This window comes from Grimontia sedimenti (genome assembly GCF_011045095.1).
GTDB lineage: Bacteria > Pseudomonadota > Gammaproteobacteria > Enterobacterales > Vibrionaceae > Enterovibrio > Enterovibrio sedimenti.
In genome coordinates this window covers 19,750-39,010 of record NZ_JAALDL010000018.1, presented here as the reverse complement: position 1 = coordinate 39,010, position 19,261 = coordinate 19,750, and the positions used below count along the sequence as shown (strand labels likewise).

Annotated in this window: 16 protein-coding genes and 2 pseudogenes; 12 read left to right on the top strand and 6 right to left on the bottom strand. The window is 49.1% G+C overall.

What is annotated here, in order from left to right; genetic code table 11:
- Window positions 1-69: 69 nt before the first annotated feature.
- The 3 genes from G5S52_RS19580 (at window position 70) to xni (ending at window position 4,040) form a co-directional block, all read left to right on the top strand.
- Window positions 70-1,626, top strand: coding sequence for a GGDEF domain-containing protein (locus G5S52_RS19580; RefSeq protein WP_165017661.1), 1,557 nt, complete (start codon window positions 70-72; stop codon window positions 1,624-1,626).
- Between the two features lie 209 nt (window positions 1,627-1,835).
- Entirely contained in the window at window positions 1,836-3,206 is a 1,371-nt protein-coding gene (ppnN, locus tag G5S52_RS19575) for a nucleotide 5'-monophosphate nucleosidase PpnN (protein WP_165017658.1), read from the top strand.
- Window positions 3,207-3,269: 63 nt separating this feature from the next.
- The gene (gene xni, locus G5S52_RS19570) at window positions 3,270-4,040 is read left to right on the top strand and encodes a flap endonuclease Xni (protein ID WP_165017655.1); all 771 of its coding nucleotides are present in this window, start codon (window positions 3,270-3,272) and stop codon (window positions 4,038-4,040) included.
- A gap of 50 nt (window positions 4,041-4,090) precedes the next feature.
- Here xni and rlmM read toward each other — a convergent pair whose 3' ends face one another.
- The 4 genes from rlmM to G5S52_RS19550 are packed head-to-tail and all read right to left on the bottom strand — an operon-like array spanning window position 4,091 to window position 7,124.
- Window positions 4,091-5,158, bottom strand: a complete 1,068-nt coding sequence (gene rlmM, locus G5S52_RS19565; protein ID WP_165017652.1) for a 23S rRNA (cytidine(2498)-2'-O)-methyltransferase RlmM — start codon at window positions 5,156-5,158, stop codon at window positions 4,091-4,093.
- A gap of 57 nt (window positions 5,159-5,215) precedes the next feature.
- Window positions 5,216-5,590 (bottom strand): DUF423 domain-containing protein, encoded by a 375-nt coding sequence (locus G5S52_RS19560; RefSeq protein ID WP_165017649.1) that lies wholly within the window; start codon window positions 5,588-5,590, stop codon window positions 5,216-5,218.
- Window positions 5,587-6,222: an alpha/beta family hydrolase gene (locus tag G5S52_RS19555; protein ID WP_165017646.1), complete on the bottom strand. Its 636-nt coding sequence runs from the start codon at window positions 6,220-6,222 to the stop codon at window positions 5,587-5,589. Before G5S52_RS19555 ends, G5S52_RS19560 begins: the two co-directional genes overlap by 4 nt.
- Entirely contained in the window at window positions 6,219-7,124 is a 906-nt protein-coding gene (locus G5S52_RS19550) for a transcriptional regulator GcvA (protein WP_002536340.1), read from the bottom strand. Before G5S52_RS19550 ends, G5S52_RS19555 begins: the two co-directional genes overlap by 4 nt.
- 384 nt (window positions 7,125-7,508) lie before the next feature.
- On the opposite strand from G5S52_RS19550, the gene csdA reads away from it, so the two are divergent.
- The 6 genes and pseudogenes from csdA to phaC all read left to right on the top strand — a co-directional run bounded on the left by csdA (window position 7,509) and on the right by phaC (window position 13,986).
- A complete protein-coding gene (gene csdA / locus G5S52_RS19545; RefSeq protein WP_165017643.1) occupies window positions 7,509-8,732 on the top strand; it encodes a cysteine desulfurase CsdA in 1,224 nt (407 codons plus the stop codon).
- A gap of 40 nt (window positions 8,733-8,772) precedes the next feature.
- Window positions 8,773-9,197: pseudogene (csdE, locus tag G5S52_RS19540) on the top strand (cysteine desulfurase sulfur acceptor subunit CsdE).
- Between the two features lie 550 nt (window positions 9,198-9,747).
- Complete coding sequence (locus tag G5S52_RS19535) at window positions 9,748-10,488, top strand: SDR family oxidoreductase (protein ID WP_002536335.1); 741 nt, start codon at window positions 9,748-9,750, stop codon at window positions 10,486-10,488.
- A gap of 17 nt (window positions 10,489-10,505) precedes the next feature.
- Window positions 10,506-11,717, top strand: a complete 1,212-nt coding sequence (locus tag G5S52_RS19530; protein ID WP_165017640.1) for an acetyl-CoA C-acetyltransferase — start codon at window positions 10,506-10,508, stop codon at window positions 11,715-11,717.
- A 48-nt stretch (window positions 11,718-11,765) separates the two neighbouring features.
- Window positions 11,766-12,113 (top strand): phasin family protein, encoded by a 348-nt coding sequence (locus tag G5S52_RS19525; protein WP_002536332.1) that lies wholly within the window; start codon window positions 11,766-11,768, stop codon window positions 12,111-12,113.
- 64 nt (window positions 12,114-12,177) lie between these two features.
- Window positions 12,178-13,986, top strand: coding sequence for a class I poly(R)-hydroxyalkanoic acid synthase (gene phaC, locus G5S52_RS19520; protein ID WP_165017637.1), 1,809 nt, complete (start codon window positions 12,178-12,180; stop codon window positions 13,984-13,986).
- A 73-nt stretch (window positions 13,987-14,059) separates the two neighbouring features.
- Here phaC and tcdA read toward each other — a convergent pair whose 3' ends face one another.
- Both tcdA and G5S52_RS19510 read right to left on the bottom strand, forming a co-directional pair.
- Window positions 14,060-14,860 (bottom strand): tRNA cyclic N6-threonylcarbamoyladenosine(37) synthase TcdA, encoded by an 801-nt coding sequence (gene tcdA / locus G5S52_RS19515; RefSeq protein ID WP_165017634.1) that lies wholly within the window; start codon window positions 14,858-14,860, stop codon window positions 14,060-14,062.
- An 88-nt stretch (window positions 14,861-14,948) separates the two neighbouring features.
- Window positions 14,949-15,848: a LysR substrate-binding domain-containing protein gene (locus tag G5S52_RS19510; RefSeq protein WP_165017631.1), complete on the bottom strand. Its 900-nt coding sequence runs from the start codon at window positions 15,846-15,848 to the stop codon at window positions 14,949-14,951.
- A 113-nt stretch (window positions 15,849-15,961) separates the two neighbouring features.
- Here G5S52_RS19510 and G5S52_RS19505 point away from each other — a divergent pair.
- The 3 genes and pseudogenes from G5S52_RS19505 (at window position 15,962) to G5S52_RS19495 (ending at window position 19,213) form a co-directional block, all read left to right on the top strand.
- Window positions 15,962-17,280 (top strand): annotated as a pseudogene (locus G5S52_RS19505) (aspartate aminotransferase family protein).
- A 9-nt stretch (window positions 17,281-17,289) separates the two neighbouring features.
- Window positions 17,290-18,123 carry a beta-keto acid cleavage family enzyme gene (locus tag G5S52_RS19500; RefSeq protein ID WP_165017628.1) on the top strand — a complete coding sequence of 278 codons (834 nt, stop codon included), beginning with the start codon at window positions 17,290-17,292 and terminating at the stop codon, window positions 18,121-18,123.
- A 121-nt stretch (window positions 18,124-18,244) separates the two neighbouring features.
- Complete coding sequence (locus tag G5S52_RS19495) at window positions 18,245-19,213, top strand: TAXI family TRAP transporter solute-binding subunit (RefSeq protein ID WP_165017625.1); 969 nt, start codon at window positions 18,245-18,247, stop codon at window positions 19,211-19,213.
- The last annotated feature ends 48 nt before the right edge of the window (window positions 19,214-19,261 follow it).

Here is a 19,261-nt window from a genome sequence, read left to right as displayed (position 1 = left end):
GTGAAATAGTAACTTCTCTTGCAGACTTTTTTCGTGCTGCATTGAAGTTCGGAGATGTAGTCGCGTTTTATGTCCAACTTCTCGTCAGATGACGATGTCATTGTATTGAAAGAAAAGTTGCAGCAATCCCAGCTGGTTTTCCGTGATTTAGCCCTTAAATCGCGGCGCGAAGCGACGATCCTGAAACGTCTCATTTCACGATTAATTGCCGCCTCCCAGGCTCATGATGACCCTCTTCTCAACGAGCGCCTCTCACAAATCCGACGTGAGCTTGACTCTCAGGAAGATGTCAGTAGATTGATCCCGCAACTTGCATTGGTAGAGCGCATGGTCAACAGACACAATCAGGCAACGGAACGTGCTAGAGATTCACTGGAATGCCAGTTCCAGCAAAGCGGGGAAACGCTTAAGTGTCTGCCCGGCTTGCCTGCGCAATTAAAACGCGACCTGCGTACTCTGTTGACCAGTCCTGCCGCGGAACAAAAAGGCAGCACTGAAAAAATTGTGGCACTGCTTCAGCTTTATGAACGCGCCCTCAAATTACTTTCTCTGCCATCCAACGGCCTCAGTGCCCGCGATCTGCTGAACATCGATCGCATCAACCAGCTATGCAGTGAACTCCAACACCTGATCACCGAACTCGACTTTGACGGCGAAGTTGGTGACCGCTTGTTGGATATCCGTAGCCGCTTGTTGCTATCACCGGATGCACAGACCCTGCTTGAACTAACTCTGGAATCTGTTCAACTGATCCTCGACGGAACGCGCAATGAGCGCAAAGCGTCTCAAGCGTTTCTTTCCCAGCTCAATGAGGATTTGTCGGTTCTGCAGCGCCACAATGGCCGATCAATCGACAGCTCCCAGGCCATTGCTACCCAGCGCAGTTCGCTCAATGAAGAACTGGCAGCGTCGGTGGATTCGATTCATACCCATCTTCAAGACGCAGAATCACTGGAAGAGCTACGCCCTAATCTGTCACAGGTCGCCGTCAACCTTGCTTCTCTTGTCGCTCGTAACCGCGAGTTGGAAGAACGAGAGCAACAGTTGATGGAGCAGCTGCAGCACAACGAGCAAAAGCTAGAAGCGCTGTATCAACAAACCATGGATTACCGTCGCCGCCTTGGCGATCAGGAGCGCAAGCTGCTGCTTGACCCTCTCACCAAGGTGTATAACCGTGCCGCGCTCGATGACCGCTTGGAACATGAATACCGTTGCTGGATTCGCTACCAGACACCTTTCTGTCTGGCGATGATCGATATCGACCATTTCAAGAGTGTGAATGACCAGTACGGCCATTTGGTCGGTGACAAAGTGCTGAAAGTGGTTGCCCGCACCATTCACCAATGCCTGCGTGATACAGACTTTATTGCGCGGTTTGGCGGTGAAGAGTTTGTAGTCCTGCTACCGGATGCGGATGAAGAAACCCGCAAAGCCCTTCTGAACAATGTTCGCGAAACGGTTTCACGTTTGCCCTTCAAATTCAAAGACACCCGCCTGACCATCACGGTTTCTATCGGTGGCAGTCTTTTCAAAGACAATGACAGCACAGTGGATGTACTGGAACGTGCTGATAACGCCCTGTACAACGCCAAACACAACGGTCGCAACAAGCTGGTCTGGGCTTAACCCTCAAGCAATCAATCACCTCCCCCCTTTTCTTACCCTACAGCGTTTTGGTTTTTTAATACCTGAACTGGATAAACCGCTTTTCTGTGTGTATGGTTAATTAACACACTGATTTTTAAACCATTGAAAATAAATTCTGATAAAAACGAAATGGTGTCACCTACACCCTCCCTCTAATACAGTGTGTTTTCTCTACACAGGAGGTGATTATGATCACTCACATCAGCCCCGTCGGGGCCATGGATCTTCTTTCCCAGCTTGAAGTAGACAGACTGAAAGACACTGCTAAAAGCGACCTTTATCGCCTGTATCGCAACTGTTCGTTAGCGGTGCTGAATTCCGGCAGCCACACAGACAGCTCCAAAGAGTTGCTGGAACAATATAAGTCTTTTGACATCCGCGTGATGCGCCGCGAGCGTGGCGTGAAGCTAGAGCTGATTAATCCGCCTGAACATGCCTTCGTTGACGGCCGCATCATTCGTGGTATTCAAGAGCATATGTTCTCGGTGTTGCGCGACATCATTCACGTTAACGTCCAGCTTGAGCATGCCAAAGTGTTCAACCTGACCAATTCAAACCATGTGACCAACCTGATTTTCGATATTCTCCGGAATGCCAAAACCCTGGTGCCGGGGAAAGATCCGAACCTGGTGGTGTGTTGGGGCGGTCACTCCATTAATGCGACCGAATACCAATACACCCGCGAGGTCGGTCACGAACTTGGTTTAAGAGAACTAAACATCTGCACCGGTTGCGGACCCGGCGCGATGGAAGGCCCAATGAAAGGGGCGGCCATTGGCCATGCAAAACAACGCGTCACTGGCAGTCGATTCCTTGGTCTGACAGAACCATCGATCATTGCCGCTGAGCCGCCAAACCCGATTGTGAATGAGTTGGTAATCCTTCCCGATATTGAAAAACGTCTGGAAGCCTTTGTGCGTGTTGGGCATGGCATCATTATCTTCCCGGGTGGTGCGGGTACCGCTGAAGAGCTACTGTATCTTCTTGGCATCTTGATGCACCCAGACAATGCTGATCAACCTATGCCTGTGGTTCTGACGGGACCAAAAGAAAGCGCCAATTACTTCCGCGTCATTGATGAGTTCATCCGTGATGTGATTGGTGAAGAGGCCACCAAGTACTACCAAATCGTGATCGGCGATCCGGCAAAAGCGGCGCGTATCATCAAACAAGGTATGCCTGCGGTAAAAGAGCACCGCCAGTCAACGGGTGATGCCTACTCATTTAACTGGTCACTGAAAATTGCGCCTGAATTCCAACTGCCGTTCGAGCCGACCCATGAAAACATGGCAAACCTCGACCTGCATATGAACCAGCGTCCGGAACTTCTGGCATCCGCACTTCGCCAAGCCTTCTCAGGTATTGTTGCTGGAAACGTGAAAGAAGAAGGTATCAGGGAAATTGAGCGTAATGGTCCATTCAAAATCAATGGCGATGCCGTCCTGATGAAGAAGATGGATAAACTGTTACGAGGCTTTGTCGAACAGCAGCGTATGAAACTGCCAGGTTCAGAATATATTCCCTGTTACGAGATCGTTCAGGGCTCTGATGGGCGATAGGCTTTCATTTATCTCTCAAGCAATTAGAATGGCCCCAACGGGCCATTTTTATTTGGGTAATCCATGTCAATTCATCTTGTCATCATTGATGCCATGAACCTCATCCGCCGGGTGCACGCTGCGCAGCCAGATCCGGAAGATATCGCTTCGACGATTCAAGTCTGCAACCGTGCTCTGACCAAGATTATCCGCTCTTCAGAACCTACCCACATTGTCGCTGTGTTCGACCATACGGAGCAGGACAGAGGCTGGCGGGCTGAGCTGGTCCCCGAATACAAACAAGGCCGCAAACCCATGCCAGAAGCCCTGCAAGCTGGACTGGATAAGATTCAGGATGCGCTTTGGGATATGGGGATTGATTCGCTGCTTTCGTCCGGCGATGAAGCGGATGACATGATTGCGACACTCGCGGTCAAAGTGGCCAGCCACGACGGTCAAGTCACCATAGTGTCAACCGACAAAGGCTATTGCCAGTTACTGCAACCAACGCTGCGCATACGCGATTATTTCCAGCAACGCTGGCTAGACAGTCCGTTTATTGAAAAAGAGTTTGCCGTGCAGCCTCAACAATTGACTGATTACTGGGGGCTGACAGGCATTAGCTCTAGCGGTGTTTCTGGCGTGCCAGGTATTGGCCCGAAAACCGCTTCTACCCTCCTTCAGCGTTATGGCAACTTGGAACAACTTTATGCAGCTGAAGATGTTGAGCCCAAATGGCAGAAAAAGTTAGACGGGACAAAAGAACTGGCACTTCGCTGTAAGCAAGTCGCGACGTTGAAAACAGATATCACGCTGGGTTTTAACCTTCAGGATATCCGGTACACCGCCCCCTAATTCTTGCAGAACCCAAATGCAAAGAAGGCAGCCAATCGGCTGCCTTCTTGTTATTTCAGTACACGAATATGAACCGTGATTTCTTCTCGGTCGTGATAAAGGTGCTTCGCCTGCATCTCAAATTTCACACCGTTTTCAATCAGGAACTTTTTCAGGTTCTGAAGATCGTCTTTCACTTGCTCGAAGCGGCGATTCATCGGCAATTTCAGGTTAAAGATGGTCTCTTTCGCCCAGCCTTCAATCAGCCACTCCCCCATCAGTTGTGCTACACGGTAAGGCTTTTCAATCATGTCACACACTAACCAGGTCACGTTCTTACGTGGTGGCTCGAACTTAAAGCCGTCAGCAGCATGGTATTTCACCTGGCCAGTTTCCATCAGGCTTTCCGCCATCGCACCGTTATCCACCGCGTGAACGAACATTGAGCGCTTCACCAGTTGATACGTCCAGCCACCCGGACAAGCGCCAAGGTCGACCGCCCACATGCCGGGCGCCAGTCGCTCATCCCACTCTTCACGTGGAATAAATGCGTGGAAGGCTTCTTCCAGCTTCAGTGTTGAGCGGCTCGGTGCATCCGCTGGGAACTTCAAACGATGGATACCCATGTAGTGTGGTGAGTTGTTATTCGACAGAGAGTAGCCAACGAAGCAGCAGCCCGGCGCGGTGAAACACACATGTAGCACTGGCTTTTTCGGGTTGTCTTTTGCCAGCAATACGCCACGTTTACGCAGCGCCTGACGCAATGGCACAGTGAATTTTCGGCAGAATTTCAGTAACTCTTTTGCCTGCGCGGTATCCGGCGTTTCCACGCGAATATCACCACATTTAGGCAGTTCTCCGCCGAGCGCAAGAATCGGCGAGATGCGGTCACCGGGATCCAAATCGCTCAGGGTGTCCACTACCGCAATCATCTGACGCGCAAAGATCAATGAGGCCAGTGGCAACGTCTGAAGCAGTTTTTCTGCATCGCCTTGCTGGTAACACTCAAACAGCACGTAGCCAGTGTTTTTTTCCACACGTGGAAAACCGTACACTTCGACTCCTGTCGCTTTGTCCTGAATCTCACCCGCACACTCTTTTTCAAAGCCCTGGCGGCAATACAATAAAATCTGGTTCATCTCGGGCCTGTTACCTATAAAAATGACGCGACATTATGATGAAGCAAGGTGCTGAACTCAAGCTTTGCGCCAGAGTGTTACCGCAGCGAGGAACCATCCCACCAAGAAGCTGGTACCACCAAGTGGCGTAACAGGCCAAAGCCATCGCCAGTCTGTCAGCGCCAAACCATACAAGCTGCCGCTAAAACAAAGTATGCCGACGGCAATAAACCCGCAAGAAAGCGAAAGCATACGTTGTGGCTGGATATGATTCCAAAGTCCCAAAGCGATTAATGCCAGCGCGTGCCAGAATTGATACTGCACACCCTTTTCGATAATAGAGAGCTCATAGGCGGGAAGCTGCGCTTTTAAGGCGTGAGCTGCAAATGCCCCAAGTGCCACGGCAATACCCGCGAAGATACAGCCAAGTGAAGCGTATTGGCGGCCAGTCATTGGCACACCTCTTTAATAAATGCCGCGATGTGATCAGCTGCCATCTGACGGTTACCGGTTTCGGTGTGGCCTGATGCTTTTCGCGGTTTAAAGCTGTGGTCACCATCCGGAATAAACGTCAGGGTAACCTTATCTGACAATGGGTAGCCTTCCAGCTCAGCGCGGTTACCGAAAGTGTCACGCTCCCCCTGCAAGATCAGTGTGGAAAGTGACAAATCGGCAAGATGCTCGCCTTTATCTTTTTCAGGCTTACCTGGCGGGTGAAAAGGAAAGCCTAAACAAGTTATGCCTTTCACCCCCTCAACATCAGCGAGGTGACTCGCCATTCGCCCCCCCATGGACTTTCCACCAATGACCGTTTTCTCTGTACCATATTCTGCAATCACTTCTTTGAATGCTTCCAGCAGTTTGGGCGCGCGGTCTGGCGGACGCTTTTTTCCATCTTCAGCACGTTTGACCATGTAAGGGAAGTTAAAACGCACGACCCGGATGCCATGAGCGGCAATCATTCCAGCGACTTCCTCCATGAAGTCATGCTCCATGCCTGCTCCGGCACCATGTGCAAAAATAAACGTACATTCAGCCGACGCCGGACCATCAATCAACACACGCTGTTCTGAAAACTCACTCATGCAGAAATACTCTCCTGTTCGGCAGCAGCTTTCGCCAATACCCATTCCCTAAATGCTGCGATACGGCCTGAATCCGCATCTTTTTGTTGGCTGACAAGATAAAACGCATTCTTACTCATCAAGAAATGCTCAAACGGACACACCAGTCTGCCAGATTCCAACTCTGGCTGAGCCAGTACATTGTTACTCAATGCGATGCCTTGCCCCAGTGCGGCAGCTTGAAGCACCATGGTGGAGTGACTAAAAATCGGGCCATAATTTAGATTAATGTCACTAATCTGATAGTACTTGGCGTAAGTCTTCCAGTCCTTTCTTGTTCTGTCATGAAGTAAAGTGTGATGCTTCAAATCTTCGAGACTATGGAGTGGCTTAGGCCCATTGAGCACTGCTGGGCTACACACTGGCAGCAGAAACTCCGGATAGAGCTCATCACAGCGCAGTCCAGGCCAATTTCCTCTTCCGTAGTAAATGGCTACATCGACATCGTCCGTCAGGGAGCCATCTTCCATGTCTACCGCTTTAATGCGCACATCAATTTCTGGGTGTTGTTGGTTAAAGTCAGCCAAGCGGGGGACCAGCCACTGAATCGCAAAACTTGGCGGTAAACTGATGGTCAGAGCCCCTTTCGCCCCTCGCTCTAACACCCTATCCGTGGCATCCGCTAAAGAAGTGAATATATCTTTGATATCAAGGAAATAACTTTGCCCCTCTTCCGTTAGAAGGAGAGAGCGATTACGACGTCGGAACAGCTTTAAACCAAGGAACTCTTCCAGCGCTTTTATCTGATGGCTCACGGCAGCTTGAGTCACAAACAGCTCTTCAGCGGCACGGGTAAAGCTCAAATGACGGGCTGCGGCTTCAAACACACGGAGCGAATTGAGAGGGGGAAGACGTCGGGCCATGGTGCGTCCTTAATAAATAAGTTTTTCTAATGAACAGTATTATAAAATGTCGATTGTTCTGGCTCCAGAGAAAACCTATAGTTTGCGCGCACCACGGGATTCTCGTTCCCTACGTACGACAGATTTTGTGGTTGCGATGTTGTGTTTGCATATTTCGGCATCGCCGAAATTCGGTAGAGACATCTACCTTTCATACTTGCTGTATTTTTTGAATCCTATCAATCAAAAAATTTGTCGTAGCACTGAGCAGATTGCCCGGTGCTTTTTTTTGCCCTTCGTTTCACCCTGAAACCATTTCACATCCATTACTTTCTCTTGAGTTAATATGACGAAAAAGCGATCATTCGCCTCCATTAACTGAGTCAGTGAAGCGAAACCGAAACCATGACCAACCGCCCTTTTGATGTAGATATCATCCGACGCGATTTCCCATCGCTGGATCAGCACATCCATAGCCAGCCACTGGTTTATCTGGACAGTGCAGCCACATCGCAAAAACCAAGGGCGGTGATCGAGAGCATTAGCCAATACTACTCAGGTGCCAATGCCAACGTGCATCGCGGTTCCCACTCACTAACGGCTTCAGCAACTAACCGCTTTGAAGCGGCGCGTCAAACTGTCGCAGATTTCCTGAATGCCCCTGTTGAAGGTATTGTCTGGACCCGTGGCGCGACAGAAGCCTTAAACCTTATCGCGCAAAGTTATGCCCGCCAGAACCTAAAGCCGGGTGATGAAATCATCGTGACCGAAATGGAACACCACGCCAATATTGTTCCCTGGCAGTTAGTCGCCGAACAAACGGGCGCAAAAGTGGTGAAATGGCCTGTTAATCCCAATACCTGCCAATTAGAACTGGCCACGCTGGATAACTTGCTAAACGCCAAAACCCGCATGGTGTGCATTGCACATATCAGCAATGTGACAGGCACCAGAAACCCGATAGAAGCGGTTATCGAAAAGGCCCATCACTCAGGTGCGGTAGTCGTGGTTGATGGCGCGCAGGCAGTGGTACATGAGAATGTTGATGTGACAGCCATGAACGCAGACTTCTATGTTTTTTCCGGTCATAAGCTGTTTGCTCCGGCAGGCATAGGGGCGCTATACGGTAAGCCTTCGCTGCTCGAAGCGATGCCTCCGTGGCATGGCGGTGGGAAAATGGTCGAGAAGGTCAGTTTTTCCGGTACCCAGTATGCCGAGTCGCCTGCAAAGTTTGAGGCAGGCACTCCCAACGTTGCAGGCGCCATAGCGCTCGGTGAGGCTATTCACTGGCTTGGCAATATTAACCACAAAGGTGCAGAAGCTCATATCGGCACACTTCAAAGCTTGCTGGTTGAAGGCATCCAACACATTGAGGATGTACGCATTATCGGGTTACAACGCGGAGCCAGTGTCGTCGCATTTACTGTCGATGGTGTGCATCATTCCGACATTGCCACCTTGTTGGATCAGCAAGGCATTGCGGTGCGATCAGGACATCATTGCGCTCATCCTTTAATGGATGCGCTTGGCATCAATGGCTGTGTCCGTATATCAATCGCCCTTTACAACACAGAAGAGGACATCGCCCGATGTGTTGCTGCCATTCAGAAAGCCTGTGATTTGCTTTAAAATACCGACAACCTCTTTTCGCTGACCATTGAGCCGAACCATGACAAACATTCAGCCAACCCATCCTTTTGGTACCGATATTTCGACAGAAGATATCTTAAATAAAATGTCTCAATGCAAAAGTTGGGAAGATAAATACCGTCTGGTTATTCAGATGGGAAAAAGCTGCCAAACATGGACGAAACATTAAAAGAAGAAAGTATTTCCGTGCCTGGCTGTGAAAGTAAAGTTTGGCTTACATGGAAAATTTGCGAGGGAGTCTACTATTTTTCTGCCGACTCAGACGCAAGAATTGTTAAAGGATTGTTGGCTATCATTCTTGCTGCCGTCGAAATGAAATCAAAAGAAGATATCCTCACTTTTAATTTCGAAAGCTACCTTGAAGCCTTGGATCTTCTTGCTCATATCAGCCAATCAAGAAGTAATGGCGTCCGGGCGATCATCAATCAGCTAAAAGCCTTATAAAACCTGCCTAACAGCCTCGTTTTCGTTATAAATTCACTGCTTTAACTGACCACTTTACCGTACAGGAATCACTTTAAAGCTGAGAGGCTGGTCAATTATTCTGCGTTTATAGTTGCAAAAACGGAGGTTTCTTCCTTAAATTCATCTGGTGCATTTTTAAGCAGCACGAATACCTATTTAGCGCATCAATAATGGTGAATAAAAAAGAAAATCGTTTATTAAACACAAAAAACACCTCAACCGATCCAAACGAAAACCATAATTTAACACACTGTTAACTTATGGTGTTTTATTGTAGATCAAGATCTTGTTTCTGTAATTCTCTCCTAATTCCTTTTGCCTTACTCATAAGATTGTATATCTTTAATTTCGGTGGTCATAAAACCATCACACATAATAACTATTCTAAATTCGAGACTAGATGAGTTTCCTTAGTCTCAACCCTTACGCGCTAAAACTAATAAATTACAGGTGCCTGTATTTTTGGATAACCAAATGCAGTTACAGGGGTCAAACGTTCAATTGCTTGTTGTTAAGAATGGAGTCAACAATGAAGAAACTCGCGCTCATCACCGGTTCAAAAGGTGGTATCGGCTCGGCGATCACAGAAAAATTGGTAAGTCAGGGCTATCGCGTGATTGCTACCTACTTCACCGGGAACCTGCAATGTGCCGAGGAATGGTTTGAAGAGAAGAAATTCAACTCAGACCAGGTACGCCTGTTCGAACTGGACGTGACCAGCACAGCTGACTGTGCAGAGCGTCTCCCCAAGCTTCTTGAAGAAGAAGGCACTATCGATGTTGTAGTCAACAACGCCGGTATCACACGTGATGGTCTCTTCAAGAAAATGGCAGCAGATAACTGGCATGCAGTTATCGATACTAACCTCAATAGTCTTTTTAACGTAACCCAACCTCTTTTTGCCGCTATGTGCGAAAAAGGCGGCGGCCGTGTCATCAATATTTCATCTGTTAACGGCCTAAAAGGTCAATTTGGTCAAACCAACTATGCGGCGGCAAAAGCCGGCATGATTGGCTTCACCAAGTCACTGGCATTTGAAGGTGCGAGATCCGGAGTGACCGCCAATGTTGTAGCCCCTGGCTATACAGCAACCCCAATGGTAGAAGCCATGCGCGATGAAGTGCTGGAGTCTATCAAAGGTGAGATTCCAATGAAGCGTCTGGCTCGTCCAGAAGAAATTGCTGATGCAGTCGCGTATCTTGCGAGTGATGCAGCTGCTTACATCACTGGGGAAACGCTGTCGGTCAACGGCGGCTTGTACATGAACTAAACGGGAAAAGACGACACATGGAAAAAGTGTATATTGTCGCGGCCAAGCGTACCGCGATCGGCGCATTCACAGGTTCTCTGAAAGATGTTCCAGCCGGAAAGCTGGCAGCATTTGCAATCAAAGGCGCTCTGGAAGCAGGTAATGTTTCCCCAGACGCTATCAACGAAGTGATTCTCGGCAACGTAGTCAGTGCAGGCCAAGGTATGGGTATTGGTCGCCAGGCCGCCATCTATGCTGAATTGCCAGAAACCGTTCCAGCTTATGCCATCAACATGGTTTGTGGCAGCGGCATGAAAGCGGTCATGGATGCAGTTGCACACATCCGCTGCGGCGACGCAGAGGTCGTGGTTGCAGCAGGTGTCGAGAACATGTCTCAAATTCCGTTCGCAGCGTCAGGCTCTCTGCGCGGCGGACAGAAAATGGGCGACATCGGCCTCAAAGATCTTCTGATCAACGACGGTCTGACTGACGTCTACAACCAATACCACATGGGCGTTACTGCTGAGAACGTCGCTGAGCTCGTCGGCCTAAGCCGTGAGCAACAAGATGCGTACGCGCAGCAGAGCCAACAAAAAGCCGTTGCTGCTGTTGAAGCGGGTCGATTCAAAGATGAAATCGTGCCTGTTGAAGTGCAACAACGTCGCCAAACTGTCACTTTCGATACTGACGAATACCCAAAAGCAGACTGCACACAAGAAGGTCTGGCGAAGCTTCGCCCAGCCTTTGACCGCGAAGGTACAGTCACAGCTGGTAACGCGTCTGGTCTTAACGATGGTGCCAGCGCTGTGATCGTCGCTTCAGAAGCAGCGGTTCAGCGCCTTGGTCTGAAACCGTTGGCTGAAATCACCAGCTATGCGCAAGTTGGGTTAGATCCAAAAATCATGGGCCTTGGCCCTGTAGGTGCTGTAACAGAAGCTCTGAAAAAAGCAGAGCTGTCTATTTCCGATGTGGATCTGTTTGAGCTCAACGAAGCCTTCGCTGCTCAGGCTCTGGGTGTTGTTCACCAATTGGCGGACAACCACAGCGTCAGCCCTGACAGCATTCTGGAGAAGGCAAACGTCAATGGTGGCGCAATTGCATTGGGTCACCCGCTCGGCGCATCAGGTAACCGCGTTCTGGTTTCACTGATCCACGAGTTGGAAAAACGCGAAGGCACATATGGTGTTGCTTCGCTTTGCATCGGCGGCGGCATGGGTACGGCAGTTGTCGTGAAACGTGCTGATAGCTAAGAACGTTAAACCCCCTTGGATCTAATTAATACACTTAGGAGAAACACCATGTACACCGATATGTTTAAAGCATTCTCTGAGCAAACAGAAAAAACGCTGGCACCTTACGTTAAGTTCAACAAACTGGTTGCTAAGAACGTTGAAACTCTGACTGAACTCCAACTGAGCGCTGTTAAAACTTACAGCGAAATGGGTCTGGCACAAGTTAAAGCAGCAAGCGAAGTGACTGACGTGACTTCTATGACTGCATACAGCAGCCAACAGCTGGCAGCGCTGACTAAATTGTCTCAGCAAATGATGGACGACAGCGCGAAGCTGCAATCTATCGCGAAAGAGTTCAAAGACGATCTGGAACAACTGACTACTGAAAACCTGAAAGCTGCTCAACCAGCTTAATTTTAGGTAGACCCGCCCTCTCGCTGCAGAGGGCGGTGTTGTTTCCGATCAAGAGGGTTTACACATGTATCAGAACTTCTTCTCGGACTACCTTGTAAAACTCCAAGAGAGTAACCAGCAATGGTGGAAGGATCTTGAGCAAGGCAAGGCAGCCGTAAACACCCCCCTGAACAAAGCCATCCAAGAGCAGAGTCTCGAAGACACAGCCAAACTTCTTGAGGGTGCTGCAAATCAACCCGCCGCGATGCTGCAAATTCAAATGCAGTGGTGGGAGCAGCAAATGCAAATCTGGCAAAACGTTGCGCTTGCGGCAAACAAAGAAGAAATCGTTACGCCGGAAAAAGACGACAAACGTTTCCAGGACAAAGGCTGGCAGGATGAAGTGTTCTACAACTTCATCAAACAATCTTATCTGCTGTTTGGCCGCACTTATCTCGAAACCATTAACGCGGTGGAAGGATTAGATGACAAAGCCAAAGAGCGCCTGAACTTCTTTTCTCGTCAGGCTATTAATGCCATGTCACCAAGCAACTTCGTGGGCACAAACCCTGAACTGCTTAAGCTGACCATGGAAAAGAACGGCGAGAATCTGGTGAAAGGTCTGCAAAGCCTACAGGAAGATATTGAGTCCAGCTCAGATATCCTGAAGGTTCGCATGACCAACAACAACGCATTCCGTATTGGCGAAGACATTGCCAATACTCAGGGTGATGTTGTGTTCCAGAACGAACTGTTCGAGCTTATCCAGTACCGTCCATTGACGAAAACTGTCAATGCAACACCACTGCTGATCGTGCCGCCGTTCATCAACAAGTACTACATCCTCGATCTTCGCGAGAAGAACTCGATGGTGCGCTGGTTAGTTGAGCAAGGCCACACTGTATTCATGATGTCTTGGCGCAACCCAGGCGTTGAGCAAAAAGACGTTGAGTTCGGTGACTACGTGACTGAAGGTGTTGTGAAGGCGGTGTCTGCGATTGAGGACATCACAGGCCAATCACAAATCAACGCTGCTGGTTACTGTATCGGTGGTACTGTGCTGGCAAGTACTATCGCGTACTACGCAGCAAAACGCATGAAAGCGCGCATCAAGTCGGCGTCTTTCTTCACCACTCTGCTCGATTTCGCGCAACCAGGTGAAGTAGGTGCTTACATCAATGACAGCGTGATCAGTGCGATTGAGCTGCAAAACACGGCACGTGGTTATATGGATGGCCGCTCACTGAGCGTGACCTTCAGCTTGCTGCGCGAAAACAGCCTGTACTGGAACTACTACATCGATAACTACCTCAAGGGCAACAGCCCGGTAGATTTCGATCTTCTGTACTGGAACAGTGACAGCACCAACGTCGCAGCAGCAACGCATAACTTTATGCTTCGCGAGCTGTACCTGAACAACAAACTGGTTCAGGACAAAGGCGTGAAAGTGGGTGGCGTTTGGATTGATTTGAACAAAATTAAAATCCCTACCTACTTCATCTCAACCAAAGAAGACCATATTGCACTTTGGCAAGGGACTTACCGTGGCGCGCTGAATGTGGGCGGCAACAAGACCTTTGTATTGGGTGAGTCCGGCCACATCGCTGGCATTGTGAACCATCCATCGAAAGGCAAGTACGGTTTCTGGGTGAACGATGAACTGAGTGAGTCTGCAGACGAGTGGTTTGAATCTGCGGAACACACTGCCGGTTCTTGGTGGACGCATTGGGATGAATGGCTATCTGCATACAATCCGAAGGAAAAGATCGAGCCTTACGCACAAGGTTCAGAGAACTTCCCCGTACTCGGTGTTGCACCAGGTAACTATGTGAAGCAAGTGCTTCCGATTCAGCCTGAAACTGAAGCCAAACCTGCTGCAAAAAACACGCGCTAAAGCTGATGCTTAATGCTCCAAAACCAAAAAGGCCGCGAACGTTCGCGGCCTTTTTTTGTGCTTTTTAAAGCAGCTATTTTTTCGCTGTCAGTTTGGCGATGATGCGTGAAACGGCGAAAAAACCAAACGTCGCGGTGACCATGGTTGCCGCGCCGAAACCGCTGGCACAATCCATTCGCTTTGGTCCTTCTGCCGTCGCTTTGGTCTCACACACTGAGCCATCTGGTTGAGGATACTTCAACTGCTCGGTCGAGAACACGCAATCAATACCAAACTTGCGCCCTTGAGTTTTGGTGAAGTTATGGAAACGGCGTAGGTTATTGCGAAGCTTTGCCGCCAGTGGATCTTGAATCGTTTTAGTGAGATCCGCGACCTGAATTTGGGTCGGATCAATCTGCCCACCAGCACCGCCTACTGTGATGATTTTGATCTTATTGCGCTTACAGTAAGCCAACAATGCCGTTTTTGGCTTGATGCTATCGATGGCATCAAGCACGTAGTCGTAGTCTTTGGTGATGTACTCTGGAATGTTGTCTTCAGAGATAAAGTCGTCAATCAGGTTGATTTTACAATCCGGGTTGATTGCCCGAACACGGTCAGCCATCACCTCGATTTTACTTTGACCCACGGTGCCAGACATTGCGTGAATTTGACGATTGATGTTGGTAACACACACGTCATCCATATCAATCAGAGTCAACTCGCCAATACCGCTTCGAGCCAGCGCTTCAACCGCCCATGACCCTACTCCACCAATACCGATCACGCACACGTGCGACTGGCGCAAAATCTCAAGCTCAGTGGCGCCATACAGACGGCGAGTACCACCGAAGCGTTGCTGATAGCTTTCCGATGCAGGTTGAGTTGTTGTCATAATAGTTCGCTCTGTTGCTCGATTTTCGACGTGGACTGCGGTTTATACTCGCTTGGACGCAAAATGTCCATGACTCCCAAAACTGCAGTCATGAGTGTTTAATGCGCACTGGCATCAACTCTTGTTTCAACCAGTCTATTACCTGTTTCACTGGCCCCAATCGTCGTTTATAGCCATGGCTAAACAGAAAGTAGCCATACAAACTGTCGAAGCTCAATGAAAGTGGGTTGCTCACTTCCTGACAATCTAACGCATCTTGAATCAAAAATTGGGGTATCAGCGCCATTCCTTCATGGTGCTTCACAGCCTCCAGTGCCATGTAAAAGTGCTCAAAGCCAGCACCATAGTTAGGGCCGTTAGGGGCGACTTTTAACTCATGCCAGAACTGGTTCCATATTTGGGGACGGGTAATATGGCTGATGGCATTGAGCGGCAAAAGATCTTCCAGTGACTCTGCATCGGAAACCATGAATGGGGAAGCCACCAGCATCAGCCTTTCTCTCACTAAAAGCTCTGCTTCTTCTTCATGGGTCGACAAAGGCAAACAGTGAATCGCGATATCGCTTTGATATCGGTTATGGCTATCCGACGTCACACTCGCACGAACCGCCAGTTCAATGTTCGGATAAGCTTGCCTAAATGCCGCCAAGCGAGGGATCAACCACATACTTGCCATCGAAGGTGGCACCGATATTTCAATACGGCTTTTGGTTTCTGACGTCTGCATGACTGTCGATGTAGCGTGCTGGAGGTTTTCCAATGCTTCGACCACGGAAGGCAAATAGCGTCTTCCCGCGTCTGTCAGCTCGACCTTTCCGCCAGTACGTTCAAACAGTGAACACCCCATCAATTCTTCCAAATGGAGAATTTGTTTACTGATGGCACTTTGTGTCAGATTTAACAGTTTCGCCGCTTTTGAAAAACTCAATGTTTGCGCCACCACCGTAAAGGTTCGCAAGGTTTTCATTGGCGGAATAGTCATTGCCATATAGCCCTCTATGAATTTTAGGCATACCCTCCGAATTTATATCGTTTGCTGTTCAATTTCCAACCTGTTCATACTGAGCATGATAACAACGATACCTTTTGCTCAGGAAAACCATGACACACATACTACAAAGACACTGTCACTCTGACTTACCTGTCGTCGCAGGCGGCAGCGGTGTATTTCTTGTTGATAGTGAAGGACGTCAATACCTCGATGGATGCGGCGGTGCTGCAGTATCTTGCCTTGGGCACAGCCATCGCGGCGTACTGGGTGCGATAGAAAATCAATTGCACACTATTCCATATGCTCATACTGGATTTTTCACCTCGCCAGCAGCGGAAGAATTGGCAGCACGTTTGGCAGACAAAGCGCCAGGCCCTTTAAACCATGTTTATCTGGTAAGCGGTGGTTCTGAAGCCGTAGAAGCCGCACTTAAATTGGCGCGCCAATACTTCCTTGAGAAAGGCGAAACCTCCCGAACCCGATTCATCGCACGTCGCCAAAGCTACCACGGTAATACGCTTGGTGCGCTGGGGGTTGGGGGCAATATGTGGCGCAAAGAGCCCTTCGCGCCTCTGATGCAAATGGTGAGTTGGTTGCACCATGCTATGCCTATCGGGATAAGGGTGGTGATGAAACCGACTTTGAGTACGGACAACGCGTGGCCAATGAACTTGAAGAGAGATTATTGGCTGTCGGCCCAGAAACTGTGATTGCGTTTGTGGCCGAACCCGTTGTTGGCGCGACCGCTGGCGCTCTTGTCGCTGAGAAAGGTTACTTCAAACGCATCCGCGAAATTTGTGACAAGTACGGTGTCTTGCTCATCCTCGATGAAGTGATGTGCGGGTGTGGCCGCACTGGCACTTATTTTGCCTATGAACAGGAAGATATCGTTCCTGATCTGGTGACCATGGCAAAAGGACTCGCTGCCGGTTACCAGCCTATTGGCGCGGTGATGATCCACGACAAAATCTATGAAGCGATTTTCCATGGCACGGGATATTTCCAGCATGGGCACACTTTTATGGCTCATCCTTTGGCATGTGCCGCAGCGTGTGCCACGCTTGATGCACTGGAAGACGGCGTGCTCAGTGAAGTGACTGAACGGGGTCGTTATCTGGTCAAACAGTTAAACAATACATTGGGCGATCACCCTTTTGTTGGGGATATCCGCGGACGTGGCATGTTCATCGGTCTGGAGTTTGTGCAAGACAAAGCGTCAAAAACACCGTTTGACCCTTCGCGCCCACTCCACGCACAGGTGAAAAAGACTTCGATGGCGAATGGCCTGATGTGCTACCCCATGGGCGGCACCATTGATGGTAAACGCGGTCATCACATTCTGTTGGCTCCACCATTTATCATCACAGAGAACGAAATTGACGAGTTGGTAAAACGTTTGGCCGTCACATTAGACAACGTATTCGCATAGGAACGTCGGGTGCAAAAAGGAAGAACCATTATTGTTGCGCCGAATGGTGCAAGACGTGGCAAGGAAGACCATCAACAACTGCCAATGACCATTGACGAAATGGCCGTATGCTTAACGCAGTGTCACCAAGCTGGTGCTGCGATGGCTCACATGCATGTCCGTGATGGACAGGGTAAGCATTCACTGGATGTTGGACTGAATAAAGAGTGGCTAGTGGAAACGCGGGCCCGTTTTGATTCTGACATGGTCATCCAACTGACGACCGAGGCAGTTGGACTGTATCAACCCGAAGAACAAATGGCTTTGGTACGAGGCACTGAGCCAGAAGCCGTCTCCCTCGCTTTGAGAGAACTTCGCCCCAACGCTGCGTTTGAAAAAGAGGCCAGTCGCTTCTTTTATGAACTCAACGAGCGCCGCATCTATGTGCAATACATTTTGTATGACGCGGCAGATTTATCGCTTTATTTTCAGATGGTTAATGACAAGACATTGCCTAATACCGGTCATCACCTATTATTGGTACTAGGTAAGTACAAAAAGGACATGTTGTCAGCACCGACTGATCTGCTGGAATTTGATATTAAACGTATAACCAGCGGGGAAATTTCGTGGGCAACTTGTGCATTTGGGGAATATGAGCATCAGTGTCTAACTGCAGCGATGTCGTTAGGCGGGGATGTACGCGTCGGATTTGAAAATAACCTAATGAATTTAATGGGACAGTGTGCGGATAACAATGCAGAACTTGTACAGCAAATCGCCTTAATGTCTCAAAACATGGGTTTATATATCAACTCTGCGGAAGATTTAAGAAAAAATATCTTCCGTAGCTTTGAATCGTGAGGCGTATCTCTTGCGATCGAAAAACCAACTATCAGATAATTTCGACGCAATATGGACTCACATTTTATTAACAGCGGATTCTCACCGCGTTAGCAATCACATCATCGACAAGGACTAAAGCATGAAAGCGTTAAAACCAACTTTGGCCGCAATGAGCTTTGCAGCTGCTTTAACTGCCGTACCCGCGCAAGCTAATCAATTCGTTACTATCGGTACTGGTGGTGTCACTGGTGTTTACTATCCAACGGGTGGTGCAATCTGCCGTCTGGTAAACAAAACCAAGAAAGAACACGGCATCCGTTGTTCGGTTGAGTCTACCGGTGGTTCTATCTACAACATCAACACCATCCGCGCAGGCGAGCTGGACATGGGTATTGCCCAGTCTGACTGGCAGTTCCACGCTTACAATGGCTCAAGCAAATTCCAAGACCAAGGTGCTTACAAAGACCTGCGCGCAGTCTTCTCTGTTCACCCAGAACCGTTCACTGTTGTTGCACGTGCAGACTCAGGCGTCAAAACGTTTGATGATCTGAAAGGTAAGCGTGTCAACGTGGGTAACCCAGGTTCAGGCCAACGCGGTACTATCGAAGTACTGATGGAAGAAATGGGCTGGACCATGGACGACTTCAAGCAGGTTTCTGAGCTGAAAGCCGCTGAGCAGTCTAAAGCGCTGTGTGATAACAAAATCGACGCAATGGTTTACACCGTGGGTCACCCAAGTGGTGCAATCCAAGAAGCCACCACTGCTTGTGATAGCGTGATTGTTGAAGTGAACAACGCAGCTTCTAACAAGCTGGTTTCTGACAACGACTACTACCGTACTGCGACTATCCCAGGCGGCATGTATCGTGGTAACGACGGTGACGTTCAAACCTTCGGTGTGGGTGCAACTTTCGTTTCTTCAGCTGAAGTACCAGAAGAGGTTATCTACAACGTAACCAAAGCGGTATTTGAGAACTTTGATGACTTCCGTCGTCTGCACCCAGCATTCGCAAACCTGAAGAAAGAAGAAATGGTTTCTGACGGTCTGTCTGCCCCTCTGCACCCAGGCGCAGCGAAATACTACAAAGAAGTTGGCTTGATCAAATAAACCACTCTTTCCAAATGAAAAGGGCGGGTTTCAAACCCGCCTTTTTTG